Here is a 19,175-nt window from a genome sequence, read left to right as displayed (position 1 = left end):
AACGATTAACACTGTCTTATGATTTTTGTCTTAACATTTAAGAAACCTTAAGAACGTTGTAAAAGTCTTCTTAATTTAAAAAAACGTTTTGTTTTAGACTCTTCCAAAAACAATCAACAGATCATTACGTCTTCCCGTAAGGAAAGCTCAATTGAATTTTGTACAATTGCGCGACCTATTTTTAAATCCAATCTATGAAAACAAAACTACTCTTATTGCTGTTACTGGCAAACTTTTCTATTTATGCACAACAATATACAATGATTCCCGATCCTGGTTTTGAACAGCGATTAATTGATTATAATCTTGATACGGCTATCGACGGAAAAATTCTTACATCTAAAATTTCTGGTTTAACCAATATAAATCTTTCAAACGCAGGAATTAGTAATCTGACAGGAATTGAAGACTTTAAAGATTTAGAAGTTATAGACCTAACCAATAATAATTTAACCACTTTAAATTTCTCTAAAAACCTATATCTTACTGACATTAAATGCAGTAACAATTTAATTACCAGTATTAATACCTCTTTAAACACTGATTTAAAATACTTGATTTGTTCTAATAACAAACTGACAGGTTTATCTTTAAACAATAATAGTAAACTAAGGCAATTACAAGCCAACAACAATCTTCTGACAACTTTATCCCTATCGAACAATCCTTTATTAGAAGATTTAAATTGCGATAAAAACAACTTGACTGCTTTAAATATCAATTCAAGTACAGCTTTAAAAACACTATCATTTACTCAGAATCAAATCTCCACTATTGTTCTTACTCAAAATACATTATTGACCAGTTTAACTTGTTGGGAAAACAAACTTACTGCTTTGGATGTTTCTGCGAATACAGCTTTGGTTTCTTTGTATTGTGATTCTAATAAAATAAGTAAATTAAATCTCTCCGGAAATATTAACTTAGTAAACTTTTCTTGTGTTTCGAATAGTTTAACGGAACTGAACCTGAAAAATGGTGCTAATAATAAAATCAATAAAAATCAACTTAATTTACAAAACAATGCAGACTTGACTTGTATTCAGGTAGACAATGTTGCTTATTCAACCAATAACTGGCTCTCTGTTTCGAAAGATGCGACTGCCAATTACAATGTTGATTGTACTGTCTATACTTTGATTCCGGATATAAATTTCGAAAATAAACTAATCGCCCTTAATTACGATACCGCTCCGGCTGATGGAAAAGTGGCTACTTCAAAAATTTCAGGATTGACCTCTTTGAATGTTGAAAACAGCACAATCTCAAATCTTACTGGTATCCAAGACTTTAAAAACTTAAAAAGATTAGATTGCAGGCAAAACAATTTAACAACTATTGATCTTTCACAAAACGTACAGCTTGAATATCTAAATTGTACGTTTAATAAAATCACAAGCCTGGATATTACAAAAAACATTAATTTAATTGATTTGTATTGTTCTAATAATAAATTGACTACTTTAAATACCTCCAGCAACACTGCATTAAAATCGCTTGTTTGCTTTGTTAATGAAATTACGGCTTTAGATGTAAAAAATAATTCTGCTCTGAGAACTTTATCCATTAGTACAAACAGCATTAAAGCCATAGATGTTTCTAATAATCCTAAACTAGGAATGTTTTCTGCCCGTCTTAATGAAATATCAAAATTAGATCTCTCAAAATGCCCCGAGTTATACGAGGTAGATTGTCGCGCTAACAGTCTGACGGAAGTAAATCTAAAAAATGGAACTAACAGTTTAATAAAAACATCAAATTTTGATCTTGGAGCTAATTCTAACCTAAAATGTATTCAGGTTGACGATGTTAGTTATGCAAATACAAATTGGGGAACCAAGAAAGATGCTGCAGCTTCATTTTCAACAAATTGCACACTAGGTATCGAAGATTCGTTTTTTGACAAAGTAACTCTATATCCAAACCCAACGAAAGGTGAGGTAACCATTCAAAATGTTACTTTAGAAAAAGCAACGGTTTACAACTCATTAGGGCAATTGGTAAAAATATTTACTTTAAATTCTAGCAATACAAACAATACAATAAGCTTATCTGGTTTACCAAAAGGAGTTTATTATGTATACTTAATCAATGGGGATGCTGCTTCGGCTAAAAAAGTAATTGTAGAATAATTATAATTTATTAATCCAAAAAGTCCCATCCGCAGAGGCGAATGGGACTTTTTTTATATCTTAAGTACCAAAAGATTAAATCCTGTTCATTACGCCTTCCCGTAAGGAAATTCAAGAGAGACTTCGTAGACTTGTAGCAACTAATCACTTATCTATGAAATCAAAACTACTCTTATTCCTTTTATTCGCAAATTTTTCTATTTATGCCCAAACTAATTTAGTCCCCAACGGTGACTTTGAAATCTGGCCTTCATCATCCCAACCTAGTAACTGGTATCGTTCTTTTAATGGATTTGTCTCACAAAGCACTACTGCTCAAAACGGCACCTCGAGTACCAATATGAAGATTTCCAGTGGCACTCTCAACTCTATCAACAGCGATTTTTTTTCAGTAACAGCAAATAAAACATACCGAATAACAATGTACCACAAATTAGTTTCTGGTACATTTTCGAAACTTGATTTTAGTTTATATCACAAACCCGGAACTTTTAAGGAAGAAATCATAAAAAAAACAGAAACCATTTTTTCAGCTTCTGAATGGAAAAAAATTGAATTTGAATATACTCCAACTGTAAGCGAAAATATAGAGATCGATATCTGGACCACAGGAACACTAAACTCTGAAATTTTAGTCGATAACGTTTCCGTTGTAGATATTGCTGATGTCCCTTCTCCATACACCTTAATACCTGACGTGAATTTTGAAAACAAGCTAATAGCATTAGGAATTGATTCCGGAACTGCTGATGGGAAAGTACTAACAGCCAATATTACAAAAATTAAAACTTTAGACCTTGACGTCACAATAATTTCTGACTTAACGGGACTTGAAGATTTTTATAGCTTAGAAACCTTGTATTGCTCGGGAACTTCCGACCCTAATGGAGGAGGAACAGGTAAATTGACAAAATTAAACGTTTCTAAAAACACAAAGCTAACCACATTATACTGCTCTGGAAATCAACTAACAGACTTAGACGTATCCCAAAATTTAGCCTTAAAATTACTCTATTGTCCTTATAATAAACTGACAACCATTGATATTACTAAAAACTTATCATTACAGCAATTCCTGATTGCAGGAAATAATCTAACCACTATAGATGTTTCTAAAAACCTTTCATTAATTCAATTGAATGTGAGTTCAAATCAAATTTCAAATATTGATTTAACTGCTAATACAGCCCTGGAAGCACTTACTATTAATCAAACTAAAATAACAGATCTTGATGTATCTCACAATTTAAAACTTGCTCGTTTGTATGCCTCCGGAAACAATCTATCAAAAAGTCCTGATCTAACCAAAAACAAAGCTCTTGAGTCTTTCACTGCAGCAAACAGTCAATTAACAACGATAGATCTGTCTCAAAATAAAGCTTTGCGTAGTCTGGACCTTCGTCAAAATAAGTTCGAAACATTAGACATTTCCAATAATCCGAGCCTAACTACTTTATATTTACAAGAGAATCTATTGACAAGCTTAAACCTCACTAACAATACATCCTTACTTACCAATCAAATCTCTTTTACATCAAATCCAAAATTAACTTGTATTCAGGTTAGTGATGTTGCAGCTGCAAATACAAATTGGTCTGCCAAAAAAGACCCAACGACATCTTTTTCCTCAACCCCTTGTATCGCTCCTGAATCTTACACCTTAATACCTGACGTAAATTTTGAAAACAAGTTAATAGCATTAGGAATTGATTCCGGAACTGCTGATGGAAAGGTATTAACCTCAAAAATTTCCGACATTACAAAACTGGAACTTAATAATAGTAATATTACAGACTTGGCCGGAATTCAGGATTTTAAAGCCTTAACTTATCTAAATTGTATGTCTAACAAGATAACGAATCTTGACATCTCTAAAAACCAGGCCTTATACTTTTTACTTGCAGGTTACAACAATTTAATCACGCTAGACACTTCAAAAAACCTTGCCTTAGAATACCTGTCACTTGATCATAATCAAATAACAAGTCTTGATCTTTCTCTAAATGTCAATTTACGTCTCCTAAGCTGTGGTTCTAACCAATTAAACAATATTGATTTTACAAACAATAAGCTTTTATCTTCATTATGGTGCTCTTCAAACCTGTTAACTAGCCTAGATCTTTCTAAAAATCAATCTCTATCATCTTTAAATTGCTCTGAAAATAAATTATTGACTACGATAAATATAAGAAATGGAAACAACCGCCATATGCAAATTACTTACAATGCTACTAATTTTACAAGAACACCATTACTAACTTGTATCATAGTCGATGATGCACTTTATTCTAATAAAATTTGGGAAAATTTCAAAGATACGTCAGCAACATATACAACTATAGATTGCGATAAAGCCACAGCAATCCCAGATCCGACTTTTGAAGATAAATTAATAGCACTAAACATAGATACCGATGGTAAAAACGGATCTGTTTTAAACAGCGATATCGAAAATATAACTTCTCTGGATGTTGCTTCAAGTGGGATAAAAGACTTAACCGGAATTAAAGGTTTTAAAAAATTAAACTCTCTAAATTGTTCCGGGAATCTATTGTCTCTTTTAGATGTTTCTCAAAATAAAGCTTTAACCCTTCTTAATTGCACCAATAATTCTTTAGAAAGTTTAAATCTAAAGAACGGGAATAATATAAATTTTGATGTAAATTCTAATTTTAAGAACAATCCTAATTTAAACTGCATTCAGGTTGACGACGATGTTTATGCCAATACGAATTGGGCGGCTCTCAAAGATTCGACTGCAAATTACAATTTAGACTGCACCATATACACCCTAATTCCAGACTCTAATTTTGAAGATAAATTAATTGCTCTGGAAATTGACAAAGACGGTAAAAATGGTAAGGTTGCAACCGCAAGTATCAATAAAGTAACCTTCTTAGACCTTTCTAATTCTAATATTAGTGATATTAAAGGTATAGAAGATTTCACTTCATTAACCTACCTAGATCTTAACTTTAACAATATACAGTCGATTAATTTAAGCCAGAACAAATCACTTATAAAATTATCACTGCACGACAATAAACTAAAAGCTCTGGATCTCACTGCTAACAAAGAACTATTTAATTTAATGTTTAGTATGAATCAAATTTCAACCATTGATTTATCGCAAAATAAAAAAGTTCATTACGTAACGGCGGATCGAAATCAGTTAACTAGCATTGATTTATCAGCAAATCCTGAACTAGAATCACTTTATTGTGGTCACAATGATCTAACAACATTAGATGTATCAAATCAACCTAATCTTTTACAGTTAAACTGCGTCTATACGAAAATTTCAAAACTAGATGTTTCTTCTAATCCAAAATTAGAAGACTTATATTTTGATAATGCTCAATTAACCACCTTAGACCTTAGCAATAATCCTCGTTTAAAAAGATTAAATCTTGCCTGGAATCAGTTGACATCACTAGATTTATCACATAATCCCCTTTTAGAATTTGTTTTCCTTGAATTTAACCCGTTAACTTCACTGAATATTCAAAATGGTAACAATAAAAATTTTGTATTACCGTCTAAAACCGGAAAAAATGCTGCTACGTCCATATACACCAGCTTTCTAGGAAACAAAATTTTAAATTGCATACAGGTAGATGATGCCGATTATTCAAATGCTAACTGGTCAAATATTAAGGAAAAAAATGCTACTTATTCTAACTCCTGTAAAACATTAGGTATTGATACCAACAATTTTGAAAAAGTAGCAATCTATCCAAACCCAACCAAAGGCGAAGTAAACATTCAAAATGCAAGTTTAGAAAAAGCAAGTGTTTATAATAGCTTAGGCCAGCTTGTAAAATCATTTATCTTAAATTCAAGTATCACCCATAATACGATCGATTTATTCGGTCTGCCAAAAGGCGTTTATTATGTGTACTTAATTAATGGGGATGCTGCCTCAGCTAAAAAAGTTATTGTAGAATAATTATAATTTGTTGAATTAAATTTGTTAATAAAAAGTCCCACTTTCGACATCATGAAAATGGGACTTTTTTGCATTTATAGCTTTAATTTTAAAGAATTTCTTCGCAAGTAAATACTTCTTTTAAGCGGACACCTTTTTCGGTCTGTTCTACTGTTATAATTTGGTTATGTGCATCATGCTCTAAAAACAAATAATAATTTTGGTCTGCTGCTGCGTTCAAAAATTTAGATTTCTCCGGCATTGTCAATAAAGGTCGTGTATCATAACCCATCACGTAGGGTAACGGAATATGCCCAGCAGTGGCTAACAAATCGGCACAAAAAACGATCGTTTTATCCTGATATTGGATATGTGGAATCATTTGCTTTTCGGTATGGCCGTCCACATAATAAATTCCAAAATTCATTTCTTCAGAAAAACCAAAATCACTCTCGGGACGCTTTATAAAGTTTAACTGTCCGCTTTCCTGCATGGGTAAAATATTCTCAGAAAGAAAAGAAGCCTTTTCACGCGCATTGGGTTTTGTTGCCCACTCCCAATGATTTTCATTCGTCCAAAACTTTGCATTTTTAAAAGCAGGCTCGTAAAAAGTCCGGTCTGAATTCCATTGTACACTTCCTCCACAATGGTCAAAATGCAAATGCGTCATAAAAACGTCTGTAATATCGTCTCTCTGAAAACCATATTTAGCCAGCGATTTGTCTATCGAATGCGATCCCCACAACGAATAATAGCCAAAAAACTTCTCCGATTGTTTGTCTCCCATTCCGGTATCAATCAAAATCAGACGATTTCCGTCTTCAATAAGCAGACAGCGTGCAGCAATATCAATTAAATTATTAGCATCGGCCGGATTGGTTTTGTTCCAGATCGTTTTAGGAACAACACCAAACATGGCGCCTCCATCTAACTTAAAATTTCCGGATTCTATAGGGTAAAGTTTCATGAGAATAGATTTTTAATAGGAAAACAAAGCTAGGAAATACTATTTCATTTTTACAACAAACCGTCATAAAGTCTTTAAAAAACGATAATAGAGTCTCATTCTTTTATTAATATAACATATATCTATTTTAACATTTGTTATAATAATGTGAACCGTTATGGAAAAAGGTTTTTAAGTCGTATCTTTGCCGATAATTTCATTTCAACATTGAAAAACAGCACTTTAAAATCGTACTCTTCGGATTATTATTTTTGAGAGCAAAATTGAGATGAAAACAAAAATAAACACGATAAACAATGATAAAAGTTTCTGATACTGCCAAAAATAAAATCATCGATTTGATGAGAGAAGATGGTTTTGATGCTGCTAGCGACTACGTAAGAGTAGGCGTAAAAAGCGGTGGATGCTCTGGTTTGTCTTATGATTTAAAATTCGACAAAACCAAAGGCGACGACGATAAAATATTTGTAGACAACGACATAACAATTGCAGTTGAAAAGAAATCATTTCTATATCTGGCCGGAACAATTCTTGAATTTTCAGGTGGATTAAACGGAAAAGGTTTTGTATTCAATAATCCGAATGCAAGCAGAACTTGTGGTTGCGGAGAGTCATTCTCCCTTTAAAATAATTAAACGATTGCAAAATTTAAAGATTTAAAAATTACAGAAGTGATCTTATTTAAATCCTTCAATTTTTGAGTCTTTCAATAAAAAAACAATGAGCAAATACACAGAAGACGATTTAAAAATCGAACTCGAAACTAAAGAATACGAATACGGGTTTTATACTGATATTGAATCGGAGACCTTTCCTATTGGCTTAAACGAAGACATCGTAAGAGCTATTTCTCTTAAAAAAGAAGAACCACAATGGATGACCGACTGGCGCATTGAAGCTTTTCGTGCCTGGAAAGAAATGATCGAACCGGAATGGGCAAATGTACATTATGAAAAACCTGACTTTCAGGCTATTTCTTATTATTCAGCTCCAAAACAGGTAGATCCGAACAAAACTTTGGACGATGTAGATCCTGAGCTTTTAGAGATGTACAAAAAACTGGGGATCTCTATCGACGAACAAAAGAAGATGAACAATATCGCTATGGATATTGTAGTCGATTCTGTTTCTGTTGCCACCACTTTTAAAAAGACACTGGCTGAAAAAGGAATTATTTTTTGCCCGATTTCAGAAGCTATAAAAGAACATCCGGAACTGGTAAAAAAATACTTAGGAACTGTTGTACCTCAAAAAGATAACTTCTATGCTGCCTTAAACTCGGCGGTTTTCTCTGACGGAAGTTTCTGTTATATTCCAAAAGGTGTAAAATGCCCTATGGAACTTTCCACTTATTTCAGAATCAATCAGGCAGGAACTGGTCAGTTTGAGAGAACACTTGTTATCGCTGATGAAGGAAGTTATGTTTCTTATTTGGAAGGATGTACTGCCCCAAGCCGTGACGAAAATCAATTGCACGCTGCTGTAGTTGAATTAATCGCTTTAGACGATGCTGAAATTAAATATTCTACCGTTCAGAACTGGTTTCCTGGAAACAAAGAAGGAAAAGGTGGAGTTTACAACTTCGTTACCAAAAGAGGTTTATGCGAAACAAACGCTAAAATTTCATGGACACAGGTAGAAACTGGTTCTGCTGTAACCTGGAAATATCCTTCTTGTGTACTTAAAGGAGACAACTCAGTTGGAGAATTTTATTCAATTGCCGTTACCAATAACTACCAACAAGCTGATACGGGAACTAAAATGATCCATTTAGGAAAAAACACTAAATCGACTATTATTTCTAAAGGTATCTCTGCCGGTAAATCTCAAAACAGCTACCGTGGATTAGTTCAGATTAGTCCAAGAGCAGAAAATGCCAGAAACTTTTCGCAATGTGATTCTCTTCTAATGGGGAACAACTGTGGTGCACACACTTTCCCATATATCGAAAGTAAAAATCCATCAGCCAAAATAGAGCACGAAGCAACGACAAGTAAAATTGGAGAAGATCAGGTTTTTTACTGCAACCAGAGAGGTATCCCAACTGAAAAGGCGATTGCCCTAATTGTAAACGGTTTCAGTAAAGATGTCTTGAACAAATTACCAATGGAATTTGCTGTTGAAGCTCAAAAATTATTAGAAATTTCTTTAGAAGGTTCTGTAGGTTAATCGCGAAATGGAAGATAAAAAAGTAATCATTTTAGGTTCATCCAGAAAAAACGGAAATACAACCAGAATCGCGGATGAAATTTCTAAAGAAACCGGAATAGATGTGATTAATCTTAGTGATTATAATATTTCCTATTATGATTACGAAAGTAAGAACAGAGAAGATGATTTTTTTCCTTTAATAAAAGGTATCATCGAAAAGTATGACACTTTAATTTTTGCAACGCCTATATATTGGTATAATATGAGTGGAATCATGAAGGTTTTCTTTGACCGCTTTTCGGATTTAATCCGAATTGAAAAAGAAACCGGAAGAAAACTCAGAGGGAAGAAAATTGGTGTGATCTCCAATTCACACGATAATGAAATTGAAGAGAGTTTTTACATTCCGTTCAAAAAATCAGCCGATTATCTAGGCATGGAATATTTAGGACACGCGCATTTTAATGCCAACATCCTAAACGAAACAACAAAAATAGAATTGACATTTATATAAAATAAAAAGACAATGTTATCAATAAAAAACCTTCACGCCTCAATTGGTGATAAAGAAATCCTTAAAGGAATTAATATAGAAGTAAAAGCTGGCGAAGTACACGCTATCATGGGACCAAACGGTTCAGGAAAAAGTACACTTTCGGCTGTAATTGCCGGAAACGAAAACTATGAAGTTACTGACGGAGAAGTTTTCCTAGACGGAGAAGATCTTGCTGATCTTGCTCCTGAAGAAAGAGCACATAAAGGAGTTTTCCTTTCTTTTCAATATCCTGTAGAAATTCCGGGAGTTAGCGTAACTAACTTCATGAAAACTGCAATCAACGAAACCCGTAAAGCAAACGGTCAGGACGAAATGCCAGCAAACGAAATGCTGAAAGTAATTCGTGATAAATCTGAATTATTAGAAATCGACCGTAAATTTTTATCTCGTTCGCTTAACGAAGGATTTTCCGGAGGAGAGAAAAAAAGAAATGAGATTTTTCAAATGGCAATGTTAGAGCCAAAATTAGCCATCCTTGACGAAACAGATTCTGGTCTTGATATCGACGCCCTTAGAATTGTTGCAAATGGTGTTAACAAATTGAAAAGCGAGAAAAACGCTATCATCGTAATCACACACTACCAACGTTTATTAGATTATATCGTTCCGGATTTCGTTCACGTTCTTTACAACGGAAGAATCGTAAAATCTGGCGGAAAAGAACTAGCTTACGAATTGGAAGAAAAAGGATACGACTGGATTAAAGCAGAAAATTAGTTTACAGTTACAGTTTACAGTTTACAAAACTTATAACTCATAACTCATAACTCATAACCACAGAAATGGATTTAAAAGAAAAATTAGTATCGTCTTTTATGGCTTTTGAAGAGCGTGTCGATGTACATTCAGATTTGCATGACATTCGCACCAAAGCACTAAAAAACTTTGAAAATAAAGGTTTCCCAACCAAAAAGGAAGAAGCTTGGAAATACACATCGTTAAACGCCATCTTAAAAAATGACTTTACGGTTTTTCCTAAGCAGGAAAGTGCAATCGAATTTAATCAGGTAAAGAAATATTTTTTACATGAAATAGACACTTATAAATTAGTGTTTATCGATGGTGTTTTTAGCTCGCATTTGTCTTCAACTACACATGACGGAATCGATGTTTGCTTAATGTCTTCAGCATTGACCAAACCAAAATATAAAATGATCATTGATACCTACTTCAATCAGATTGCAAGTAAAGACGATAGTTTGACTTCGTTGAATACAGCCTTTGCAAGTGAAGGAGCTTTCATCAATATCCCAAAAAAGAAAGTAGCCGACAAATCTATCGAAATTATGTATTTCTCGACAGGTAACGAAGCTGCATTAATGGTTCAGCCAAGAAACCTGATTATTGTGGGTGAAAATTCACATGTTCAGATTATCGAGCGTCACCAGAGTTTAAATGAGAATCCTGTTCTGACCAATTCGGTTACAGAGATTTTCGCTCAAAAACGTGCCATCATCGATTATTACAAAATTCAAAACGACGCTAGCGAAGCGAATTTAGTAGACAATACTTATGTTTCACAACAACAGGAAAGTCATGCTTCTGTGCATACGTTTTCTTTTGGAGGAAATCTGACTCGTAACAACTTAAACTTTTTCCATTTTGGCGAAAGATTAACCAGTACGCTTAACGGAATCTCGATTCTAAACGACAAACAGCACGTTGATCATTATACTTTGGTGAATCACGCAACGCCAAATTGTGAAAGTTTCCAGGATTATAAAGGAATTTTCTCTGATCGCTCTACTGGAGTTTTCAACGGAAAAGTTTTAGTAGAAAAAGAAGCTCAAAAAACAAATGCTTTCCAAAAAAGCAACAACATTTTGTTGAGTGACAAAGCTACGATCAATGCCAAGCCGCAATTGGAAATTTTTGCCGATGACGTAAAATGTTCTCACGGTTGTACGGTTGGACAATTAGATGAAACCGCAATGTTCTACATGCAGTCACGCGGAATCCCTAAAAAAGAGGCTAAAGCTTTATTGATGTACGCCTTCTCGAATGCCGTAATCGAAAGCATCAAAATACCGGAACTAAAACAACGAATTACTAAAATCATCGCCACAAAACTAGGCGTGAATTTAGGATTTGATTTGTAAAATGATTTAACCACAAGGTTCGCAAAGAGTTACGCAAAGTTCGCAGGGTTTTATTTTATCAAACCCGACAGGTTTTAAAAACCTGTCGGGTTTTGTGTTTTATTTTTTTATTGAAGAAATGATCTCCTTCAAAAATTCATTAAAATCAAAATAATGATCTCCTTCATTCACCCCCATCCTAACGATTACCATATCCAGAGACGGAATAATCGCTACCATTTGTCCCTGATAGCCGTTACAATAAAACATGTCACGTGGAGCATCAGGAAATTTCCCTCCGGCATTTAACCAAAACTGAGCCCCATAACCCCCATTTGAAGTATTGGTTGGAGTTGCCGTATACTTTACCCAGCTTTCTTCTAAAACCTGCTCTCCGTTCCAATTTCCCTTATGCAAATATAGTAGTCCAAATTTTGACCAGTCTCTCGCTGTTGCCCATGCATAAGAAGATCCCACAAAAATTCCCGACATATCCTGCTCCACAATCATCGAATTCATCCCAATTTTATCAATCACAGCACTGTACCAAAAATCGAGATATTCCTGTTGTGTCTTAAACTGACTTCTTAAAATTCGGGACAATAAGTTCGTAGTTCCAGAAGAATAGTACCAATGTGTATTAGGTTTAAATTTAGCCGGTTTATCCATTTGCATTTTCCCCATATCTTCTGCCTGAAAAAGCATTTCAGTCGCATCACAAATTTTTGTATAATCTTCCTCCCATTCTAAACCAGAGTTCATATGAAGCAAATCATTAACGGTAATCTTTTTACGATCGTCATTTCGCCATTCCGCAATCGGAGCTGGTTTATAAATATCAAATTTTCGTTGTTTCGCTAAAACACCAAAAGCTGAACTAGTGATACTTTTAGTCATCGACCATCCTAGAATTTTACTGTCTTTATTAAAACCTGTATCGTATTTTTCAGCAATCAGTTTATCTTTATATACCACTACTACGGCACGCGAACGCTTATTCTTTTGACCTTTTAAATCAAATGAGCCGTCCACTGCTTTTTTCAGTTTGGCATAATCAATATTTGAAAAAGCAGTATCCTTTGGTTCTTTATTCCCATAAGGAAAAGAAAGATTATTAACCAATTTTGTTCTTTTTGGAAGCAGGTATGGTTTCGAAATATCATAATCATCATCAATCAAAGTAGCGCCCAGTCCTTCTCTGTAAATTGCTTTTCTTTCTTTCAAACCATAAACTGTAGAAACAGCAAACTTACCGGTATCATCAATAGTATTCTCCGCTAAATCAATCATGTGGATATCATTATCCGTTTTTTCGATTAATTCCTTCGAACGATTGTCAATAAAATGACCCGATGCTACACTTTTGGCCGAAAAGCCTGAAATCAAATCCAGTTTGGGATAAGTAGTAAATCCAAAATATAAAAAGGCAAGAATTAAAACAAGTACAAGTAATTTAAGAACTCTTTTCATCTGGTTATGGTATTTTTAATGCAATATAAACATTTTACAATCAACATCATACAACTCAATTTAGATTTAAAATTCATAAAACACAAAAAAAGGAATCAATTTTTAAAGAATCCATAAGCAAACGTTCAATTGATAGCATCATAAAAGGAAATTATAGTTTTAATGAATAAACCAATTTTGTTTTAGTACTTTTGTAGGTAGAATTTTTCTAAATAAGACATGTTAGACATCCAAAAAATAAGAGCTGATTTTCCGATACTTTCAGAAAAAGTAAACGGAAAACCTTTAGTATATTTCGACAACGGTGCAACTTCACAAAAACCACAAGTTGTGATTGATGCAATTGCAAAGTATTATCAGGAAATAAATGCCAACATTCATCGTGGTGTGCATACTTTAAGCCAATTGGCGACTGATGCTTACGAAATTTCGAGAGTAAAAATCCAACATCATATCAATGCGAAATTCTCGCACGAAGTACTTTTTACTTCCGGAACCACTCACGGAATTAACTTAGTAACCAACGGTTTTGCTTCAATCTTAAAGCCCGGAGACGAAGTTATTGTTTCTTCATTAGAGCATCATAGTAACATTGTGCCCTGGCAAATGTTATGTGAGAAAACAGGAGCAACTCTTAAAGTGATTCCTATGAATGAGGATGGTGAGCTAATAATAGAAGCTTATGATGCCTTATTGTCAGAAAAGACAAAAGTGGTAACGGTAAACCATATTTCGAACGCATTGGGAATTATCAATCCGATCAAATACATGATTGAAAAGGCTCATGCTGTTGGCGCTGCTGTTTTGATTGACGGTGCGCAGGCTGTGCCACATTTAAAACCTGATGTTCAGGATTTAGATTGTGATTTTTATGCTTTTTCAGGACATAAAATGTGCGGACCAACGGGAACGGGAATTCTTTATGGAAAAGAAGAATGGCTGAACAAATTACCTCCGTACCAGGGGGGCGGTGAAATGATCAAAGAGGTTACTTTCGAGAAAACGACTTATGCCGATTTACCTCATAAATTTGAAGCAGGAACTCCAAATATTGCCGGTGGAATTGTTTTAGGAACGGCTGTTGATTATTTGAACCATATTGGTTTTCATAACATTCATCAGCATGAAACGCATTTGTTACAGCATGCAACTAAACGTTTGTTAGAAATCGAAGGATTGAAAATTTACGGAACCGGAAAAAATAAAGCTTCAGTGATTTCGTTTAATATTGATGGAATTCATCCGTATGATATTGGTTCGATTATTGACAAACTTGGAATCGCGGTGAGAACCGGACATCATTGTGCGCAGCCAATCATGAATTTTTTCTGTATTCCGGGAACGATTCGTGCTTCCTTTTCTTTTTACAATACCAAAGAAGAAATTGACATAATGGTTGAGGCCATTAAAAAAGCGAAAACTATGTTAAGCTAAAAAATCTTTTATGAGGATATTATCTTTGTTGCTCTTAACATTTTTTATTGGAACAAGCTGTTCCAGTCAAAAAAAAGCCGACATGAAAGCTACTGAAATTGAATATTCTGCAATTTCCCGAGGCACTTACAAAGTAATCGTGGTACAGAATAAAACGGTTTCGGTAACCAATGGCCGTAATGCTCAGCCTGTGGAGAGCAAAATAGAGGATCTAAAATGGAAGCAGATTGTAGCTGAATTTTCGAAAATCAACCTCAAAACGATTCCGGAATTAAAAGGTCCAACACAAAAACGCTTTCATGATGGTGCTGCTTTGGGAAATTTAAAAGTTACTCAGAATCAGAAAATATATGAAACTCAGGGTTTCGACGATGGATACCCTCCAAAAGAGATAGAAAATTTGGTAAATTTGCTGCTGGATTTTACGAAAAAATAATTATGACGATAAAAGAAATACAAAACGAAATAATAGACGAATTTTCGATGTTTGATGACTGGATGCAACGTTACGAGTACATCATCGAATTAGGAAAAAGTCTTCCGTTAATCAAAGAAGAATATAAAACCGACGACAATTTAATTAAAGGTTGTCAGTCTAAAGTTTGGCTGCAAGGCGAACAAAAAGAAGACAACATTGTTTTTACTGCCGACAGTGATGCGATTTTGACTAAAGGAATTATCGCGATTTTAATTCGTGCATTCTCCAATCAAAAAGCATCAGATATTTTAAACGCCGATGTTGATTTTATTGACGAGATTGGTCTAAAAGAACATTTATCTGCAACACGTGCGAATGGTTTGGTATCGATGATTAAAAACATCAAAATGTACGCATTGGCTTTTGACGCAAAAAACAAAAATTAAAAAAATCAAACCATAAAAAGATTAAGTTTCATAAAGGCCTAAACTTACTATCTTAATGGTAAAAAATAAAAACAATGGAACAAGAAATAGACACAAACGAATTAGGAGAATCTATCGTAAAAGTTTTAAAAGGCATTTATGATCCGGAGATTCCTGTAGACATATACGAGTTAGGATTGATTTACGATGTAATGGTCAACACCGATTACGAAGTAAAAATCTTAATGACTTTAACTTCTCCAAACTGCCCTGTTGCAGAAAGTTTACCAAGAGAAGTGGAAGAAAAAGTAAAAACAATTGAAAACATAAAAGATGTTGATGTTGAAATTACTTTCGACCCGCCATGGAGCAAAGACTTAATGAGCGAAGAAGCAAAATTAGAATTAGGAATGCTTTAATAAAATTTGTTTCAGGTTTCAAGTTTCAAGTTCACACAACCTGAAACTTGAAACCTGAAACTAACTTTTCATATGGAAGAAATCATCAATAAAGTTGCCAATAGTGCCCTGGAGGTTTTTGATCTTGAAGATTATTACCCAAAAGGAGCACGTGTGCAAATCGATATATCTCAATGGCTTTTAGAAGGTTTTTTATTAAAGGAAAAAGACTTTAGAGAGCATTTAAAAAATCACGACTGGTCACAATATCAGGATCAGTATGTGGCTATAAACTGCAGTACAGATGCCATTGTTCCTGCCTGGTCTTCAATTCTGGTTGCGATACATTTGGCTCCGTACGCTAAAAAAGTGGTGAACGGAACTATAGAAGATCTGGAAACAAGCTTATACGAAGAAATTCTGAGCAAACTTGACTATACTCCTTATAAAGGCAAGCCTGTTATCGTGAAAGGCTGTTCCCGCAAACCTGTTCCTACTCAGGCATACATTTTGGCAGCAACCTATCTGCAGCCATTTGCAAGAAGTATCATGTATGGCGAGGCCTGTTCGGCAGTACCCTTATACAAAGAACCAAAGAAATAACACTCCTTATCAGCTGCATCCCATAAGGCTTTTTAACGATTATTTAGTATATTTGTTCTTACCACATTTAAACCAGATATCATGAAAAAGCTAGCGTTATTACTCCTTATTTTAGCGAATTTTACTTTTGTTCATGCGCAAAATTCAGAAAAGGAACTAATCCAAAATACTGAAAAAGCAGTAAAAAAAATAAATGATACCATAGAAGACGAAGGATGGAAGGCAAAAGGTACCGTGTCTCTCTTACTGAATCAATCGAGTTTTAACAATTGGGTTGCCGGAGGTGAAGACAGCTTCTCTGGAACTTTAGGAATCAATTACGACTTTAACTATAAAAAAGACGATCTCACCTGGGACAATAAGATTCTGGCTTCGTATGGTCTTTTGCAAACTAAAAATGCAGATTTCGAAAAAAAGACCGATGACCGTTTAGAATTCAATTCAATTGTAGGGAAGAAAGCTTTTGGAGACTGGTATTATTCTTTCTTTTTAAATTTCAGAACCCAATTTACAACGGGTTATCTGTATGGTAAGGATGCAAACGGGAAGGAAATCAGAACTGAAAACACCAAGTTTATGTCTCCGGGATATCTCACTACGGGACCTGGTATTTACTGGTCTAAAACGGAGGATTTAAAAATAAACTTTGCTCCTCTAACTTCAAAATTTACTTTTGTAGACCGCGCTTATACTTCTGGAATTGATCAGGCAACAGGATTGCCTTATGTAGACGGGGCTTATTTTGGAGTAGATGCTAATAAAAGTATGTTATACGAACTTGGGTTTTATGCTTCGGTTTATTACAAACTGGCCATCATGACCAACGTAACTGCCGAGAATACTCTGAATTTGTATTCTAACTATTTAAGAGATCCGCAAAATGTAGATATCAACTACTCGTTGAATGTCATCATGAAAGTCAACAAATTTCTATCGGCAAACTTATCCTTCCAGGCCATCTATGACGATAATGCTTTCAGTGGATTCCAAACCAGGCAAGTATTTGGTGTAGGAATAAATTTTGGGTTTTAAGAATCACAATACAAAATAAATCTACAAACAATAAACTCTGTCCTATATCTTCATAATATGTGAATTATAAGAAGGTCTAAAACCTAAAAAACTATAGAAGCTAAATTTTCTATTTTTCTTATACACCCCTTTTTTCTTAATTGAAATAGTGGGTGTTTTTTTTGGGTTGTAACGAAGCACCTAAAACACATAAATATTGCACCAAATTGTACTTATTGATTAGTTCTACATATTAGAGTATAATACCATATCGTATGAAAATAATGTAATTCTCCCCAGACTACTGAGTTCATAATCAAGACAGAACACATCAACTGAAACTACTGACTTTTAAAGTCTATTCTTTTTTTTAAGAAGCTGTTTCAGAGTACTTTTATCTCCTTTTAAAAACTAGTTATCCTTAAGAAATGTGGTTATTAAAATTGCAAAACCATAGTGATCAAGTACCATTCATTAACACAAAAAATATTATGTTTATTAAAAACCACAAAATTGTATTAAAAGACACCAGTCCCGGTGAAATGGCACGTTTTAGACATTTTTTTCTTAACATCTGGTATCAGAAGATTGAAGGTGATAAAAATGCTGCTGAAATGGCAAGATTTGCTAAAGAATCTTATAAAACCGATGAATTTAATACAAACAACACTGCCAGACTTGGAGAGATCACAATAAAAAACGACCTTTATGGAACGAAATATGTAAATGATACTAATAATATTGATAAAATCAGTTTAAAAAATGATTTCAACAAATACAATGAAAAAGAGCTCCAAGACGAGCTGGAACTTAACATGTATGACTATAGTTCGAGACTTTATACCCCTGCGAGAGCTAATTGGAGCAATATTGCCTCATTAGAGGAGAAGTTTCCAGATATGTCCTCGTCTGCATTTTGCGTCAACAATCCAGACTTTTTTGTTGATCCTGACGGGATAGCACCAAAACCTCCAAAACTTAGTGGTATTACAACAGTGACTAACGTAATGAGCGGTCAAAAATGGATAAATTATAATAATAACATCGTGAGAACAACTTCCTTTTTAGGTATTGAAATTAATAGGACTTCAAAACACGAACAATGTGCAGATTATAGTAGATTGCAAGTTGAGCAAGGTTCAAACGGAAACTATACTGCTGGAGGTTCAAAAAATAGAATTGATATGTTTGTGGAAAAAGGCGGAGATAAATCTAAACTGGATTTACAAAAAGGTATCAATACCATAATAAATAATCTTAAAGATGGTAAAGCAGTTATGGCAGGTGTTATGTATAATCCTGACAAAGAAACAGGAAATCCTAATGGAGCAACAAATCATTATATTACAATAGTAGGAATGGGAACTGATTATAATGGTGCTTATTTTTCTTACTATGATAACTATAGCGATGGCAAAGGAGAAAAAGTAGGTACTGATTTAGAAAAAAATAAATTTAGATTGGTAAAAGGAAGCGATGGTACTTATTATTTTGGAGATGTTGACAACAATATCCCCTTAAATGGAAATGAAAATAGACCCATTGACAATAAAGAAGGCAGACCAGCAAGATATATATTAACTGAAGTAAGAGATACAAATTAG

The 19,175-nt window shown here is 34.0% G+C and carries 16 protein-coding genes; 14 read left to right on the top strand and 2 right to left on the bottom strand.

The genetic code is table 11. The annotated features are described in order from the left end of the window. Positions 1-194 precede the first annotated feature (194 nt). Positions 195-2,132, top strand: coding sequence for a T9SS type A sorting domain-containing protein (locus ACAM30_RS09050; RefSeq protein WP_369618190.1), 1,938 nt, complete (start codon positions 195-197; stop codon positions 2,130-2,132). 154 nt (positions 2,133-2,286) lie between these two features. Further along, entirely contained in the window at positions 2,287-6,081 is a 3,795-nt protein-coding gene (locus tag ACAM30_RS09045; RefSeq protein ID WP_369618189.1) for a T9SS type A sorting domain-containing protein, read from the top strand. 88 nt (positions 6,082-6,169) lie between these two features. Here the strand turns inward: ACAM30_RS09045 and ACAM30_RS09040 are convergent, their stop codons facing one another. Next, entirely contained in the window at positions 6,170-7,027 is an 858-nt protein-coding gene (locus ACAM30_RS09040; RefSeq protein WP_369618188.1) for an MBL fold metallo-hydrolase, read from the bottom strand. 296 nt (positions 7,028-7,323) lie between these two features. On the opposite strand from ACAM30_RS09040, the gene ACAM30_RS09035 reads away from it, so the two are divergent. From ACAM30_RS09035 to sufD, 5 genes are all read left to right on the top strand, one after another. Beyond that, complete coding sequence (locus tag ACAM30_RS09035; RefSeq protein WP_017494570.1) at positions 7,324-7,653, top strand: iron-sulfur cluster assembly accessory protein; 330 nt, start codon at positions 7,324-7,326, stop codon at positions 7,651-7,653. Between the two features lie 94 nt (positions 7,654-7,747). Beyond that, the gene (sufB, locus tag ACAM30_RS09030; protein WP_369618187.1) at positions 7,748-9,196 is read left to right on the top strand and encodes a Fe-S cluster assembly protein SufB; all 1,449 of its coding nucleotides are present in this window, start codon (positions 7,748-7,750) and stop codon (positions 9,194-9,196) included. A 7-nt stretch (positions 9,197-9,203) separates the two neighbouring features. Next, positions 9,204-9,692: a flavodoxin family protein gene (locus tag ACAM30_RS09025; protein ID WP_369618186.1), complete on the top strand. Its 489-nt coding sequence runs from the start codon at positions 9,204-9,206 to the stop codon at positions 9,690-9,692. Positions 9,693-9,704: 12 nt separating this feature from the next. Continuing rightward, positions 9,705-10,451 carry a Fe-S cluster assembly ATPase SufC gene (sufC, locus tag ACAM30_RS09020; RefSeq protein WP_369618185.1) on the top strand — a complete coding sequence of 249 codons (747 nt, stop codon included), beginning with the start codon at positions 9,705-9,707 and terminating at the stop codon, positions 10,449-10,451. Between the two features lie 65 nt (positions 10,452-10,516). Next, on the top strand, positions 10,517-11,833 hold the full coding sequence (sufD, locus tag ACAM30_RS09015; RefSeq protein ID WP_369618184.1) for a Fe-S cluster assembly protein SufD: 1,317 nt from the start codon (positions 10,517-10,519) through the stop codon (positions 11,831-11,833). Between the two features lie 99 nt (positions 11,834-11,932). Here sufD and ACAM30_RS09010 read toward each other — a convergent pair whose 3' ends face one another. After that, positions 11,933-13,282, bottom strand: coding sequence for a serine hydrolase domain-containing protein (locus tag ACAM30_RS09010; protein ID WP_369618183.1), 1,350 nt, complete (start codon positions 13,280-13,282; stop codon positions 11,933-11,935). A gap of 219 nt (positions 13,283-13,501) precedes the next feature. Here ACAM30_RS09010 and ACAM30_RS09005 point away from each other — a divergent pair, with 219 nt between their 5' ends. The 7 genes from ACAM30_RS09005 to ACAM30_RS08975 all read left to right on the top strand — a co-directional run bounded on the left by ACAM30_RS09005 (position 13,502) and on the right by ACAM30_RS08975 (position 19,175). After that, on the top strand, positions 13,502-14,716 hold the full coding sequence (locus ACAM30_RS09005; RefSeq protein WP_369618182.1) for an aminotransferase class V-fold PLP-dependent enzyme: 1,215 nt from the start codon (positions 13,502-13,504) through the stop codon (positions 14,714-14,716). A gap of 82 nt (positions 14,717-14,798) precedes the next feature. After that, the gene (locus ACAM30_RS09000; RefSeq protein WP_369618181.1) at positions 14,799-15,152 is read left to right on the top strand and encodes a hypothetical protein; all 354 of its coding nucleotides are present in this window, start codon (positions 14,799-14,801) and stop codon (positions 15,150-15,152) included. Between the two features lie 2 nt (positions 15,153-15,154). After that, on the top strand, positions 15,155-15,580 hold the full coding sequence (locus tag ACAM30_RS08995) for a SufE family protein (RefSeq protein WP_369618180.1): 426 nt from the start codon (positions 15,155-15,157) through the stop codon (positions 15,578-15,580). Between the two features lie 74 nt (positions 15,581-15,654). Further along, a complete protein-coding gene (locus ACAM30_RS08990) occupies positions 15,655-15,978 on the top strand; it encodes an SUF system Fe-S cluster assembly protein (protein ID WP_017494560.1) in 324 nt (107 codons plus the stop codon). A gap of 72 nt (positions 15,979-16,050) precedes the next feature. After that, the gene (locus ACAM30_RS08985) at positions 16,051-16,560 is read left to right on the top strand and encodes a DUF2480 family protein (protein ID WP_369618179.1); all 510 of its coding nucleotides are present in this window, start codon (positions 16,051-16,053) and stop codon (positions 16,558-16,560) included. Positions 16,561-16,641: 81 nt separating this feature from the next. Then, on the top strand, positions 16,642-17,592 hold the full coding sequence (locus ACAM30_RS08980) for a DUF3078 domain-containing protein (protein ID WP_369618178.1): 951 nt from the start codon (positions 16,642-16,644) through the stop codon (positions 17,590-17,592). A 470-nt stretch (positions 17,593-18,062) separates the two neighbouring features. Beyond that, positions 18,063-19,175 carry a hypothetical protein gene (locus tag ACAM30_RS08975; RefSeq protein WP_369618177.1) on the top strand — a complete coding sequence of 371 codons (1,113 nt, stop codon included), beginning with the start codon at positions 18,063-18,065 and terminating at the stop codon, positions 19,173-19,175.

This window comes from Flavobacterium sp. CFS9 (genome assembly GCF_041154745.1).
Taxonomy (GTDB): Bacteria; Bacteroidota; Bacteroidia; order Flavobacteriales; family Flavobacteriaceae; genus Flavobacterium.
The sequence above is the reverse complement of the archived record's forward strand: the minus strand, read 5'-3'. Positions and strand labels throughout refer to the sequence as shown.

Bases quoted from the DNA above. Each gene is read 5' to 3' on its own strand.
- sufB (WP_369618187.1), top strand. From the start codon at position 7,748: ATGAGCAAATACACAGAAGACGATTTAAAAATCGAACTCGAAACTAAA.
- ACAM30_RS09005 (WP_369618182.1), top strand. From the start codon at position 13,502: ATGTTAGACATCCAAAAAATAAGAGCTGATTTTCCGATACTTTCAGAA.
- ACAM30_RS08985 (WP_369618179.1), top strand. From the start codon at position 16,051: ATGGAAGAAATCATCAATAAAGTTGCCAATAGTGCCCTGGAGGTTTTT.
- ACAM30_RS09045 (WP_369618189.1), top strand. From the start codon at position 2,287: ATGAAATCAAAACTACTCTTATTCCTTTTATTCGCAAATTTTTCTATT.
- ACAM30_RS09010 (WP_369618183.1), bottom strand. From the start codon at position 13,282: ATGAAAAGAGTTCTTAAATTACTTGTACTTGTTTTAATTCTTGCCTTT.
- ACAM30_RS09035 (WP_017494570.1), top strand. From the start codon at position 7,324: ATGATAAAAGTTTCTGATACTGCCAAAAATAAAATCATCGATTTGATG.
- ACAM30_RS08980 (WP_369618178.1), top strand. From the start codon at position 16,642: ATGAAAAAGCTAGCGTTATTACTCCTTATTTTAGCGAATTTTACTTTT.
- sufD (WP_369618184.1), top strand. From the start codon at position 10,517: ATGGATTTAAAAGAAAAATTAGTATCGTCTTTTATGGCTTTTGAAGAG.
- sufC (WP_369618185.1), top strand. From the start codon at position 9,705: ATGTTATCAATAAAAAACCTTCACGCCTCAATTGGTGATAAAGAAATC.
- ACAM30_RS09050 (WP_369618190.1), top strand. From the start codon at position 195: ATGAAAACAAAACTACTCTTATTGCTGTTACTGGCAAACTTTTCTATT.
- ACAM30_RS09000 (WP_369618181.1), top strand. From the start codon at position 14,799: ATGAAAGCTACTGAAATTGAATATTCTGCAATTTCCCGAGGCACTTAC.
- ACAM30_RS08975 (WP_369618177.1), top strand. From the start codon at position 18,063: ATGTTTATTAAAAACCACAAAATTGTATTAAAAGACACCAGTCCCGGT.
- ACAM30_RS08990 (WP_017494560.1), top strand. From the start codon at position 15,655: ATGGAACAAGAAATAGACACAAACGAATTAGGAGAATCTATCGTAAAA.
- ACAM30_RS09040 (WP_369618188.1), bottom strand. From the start codon at position 7,027: ATGAAACTTTACCCTATAGAATCCGGAAATTTTAAGTTAGATGGAGGC.
- ACAM30_RS08995 (WP_369618180.1), top strand. From the start codon at position 15,155: ATGACGATAAAAGAAATACAAAACGAAATAATAGACGAATTTTCGATG.
- ACAM30_RS09025 (WP_369618186.1), top strand. From the start codon at position 9,204: ATGGAAGATAAAAAAGTAATCATTTTAGGTTCATCCAGAAAAAACGGA.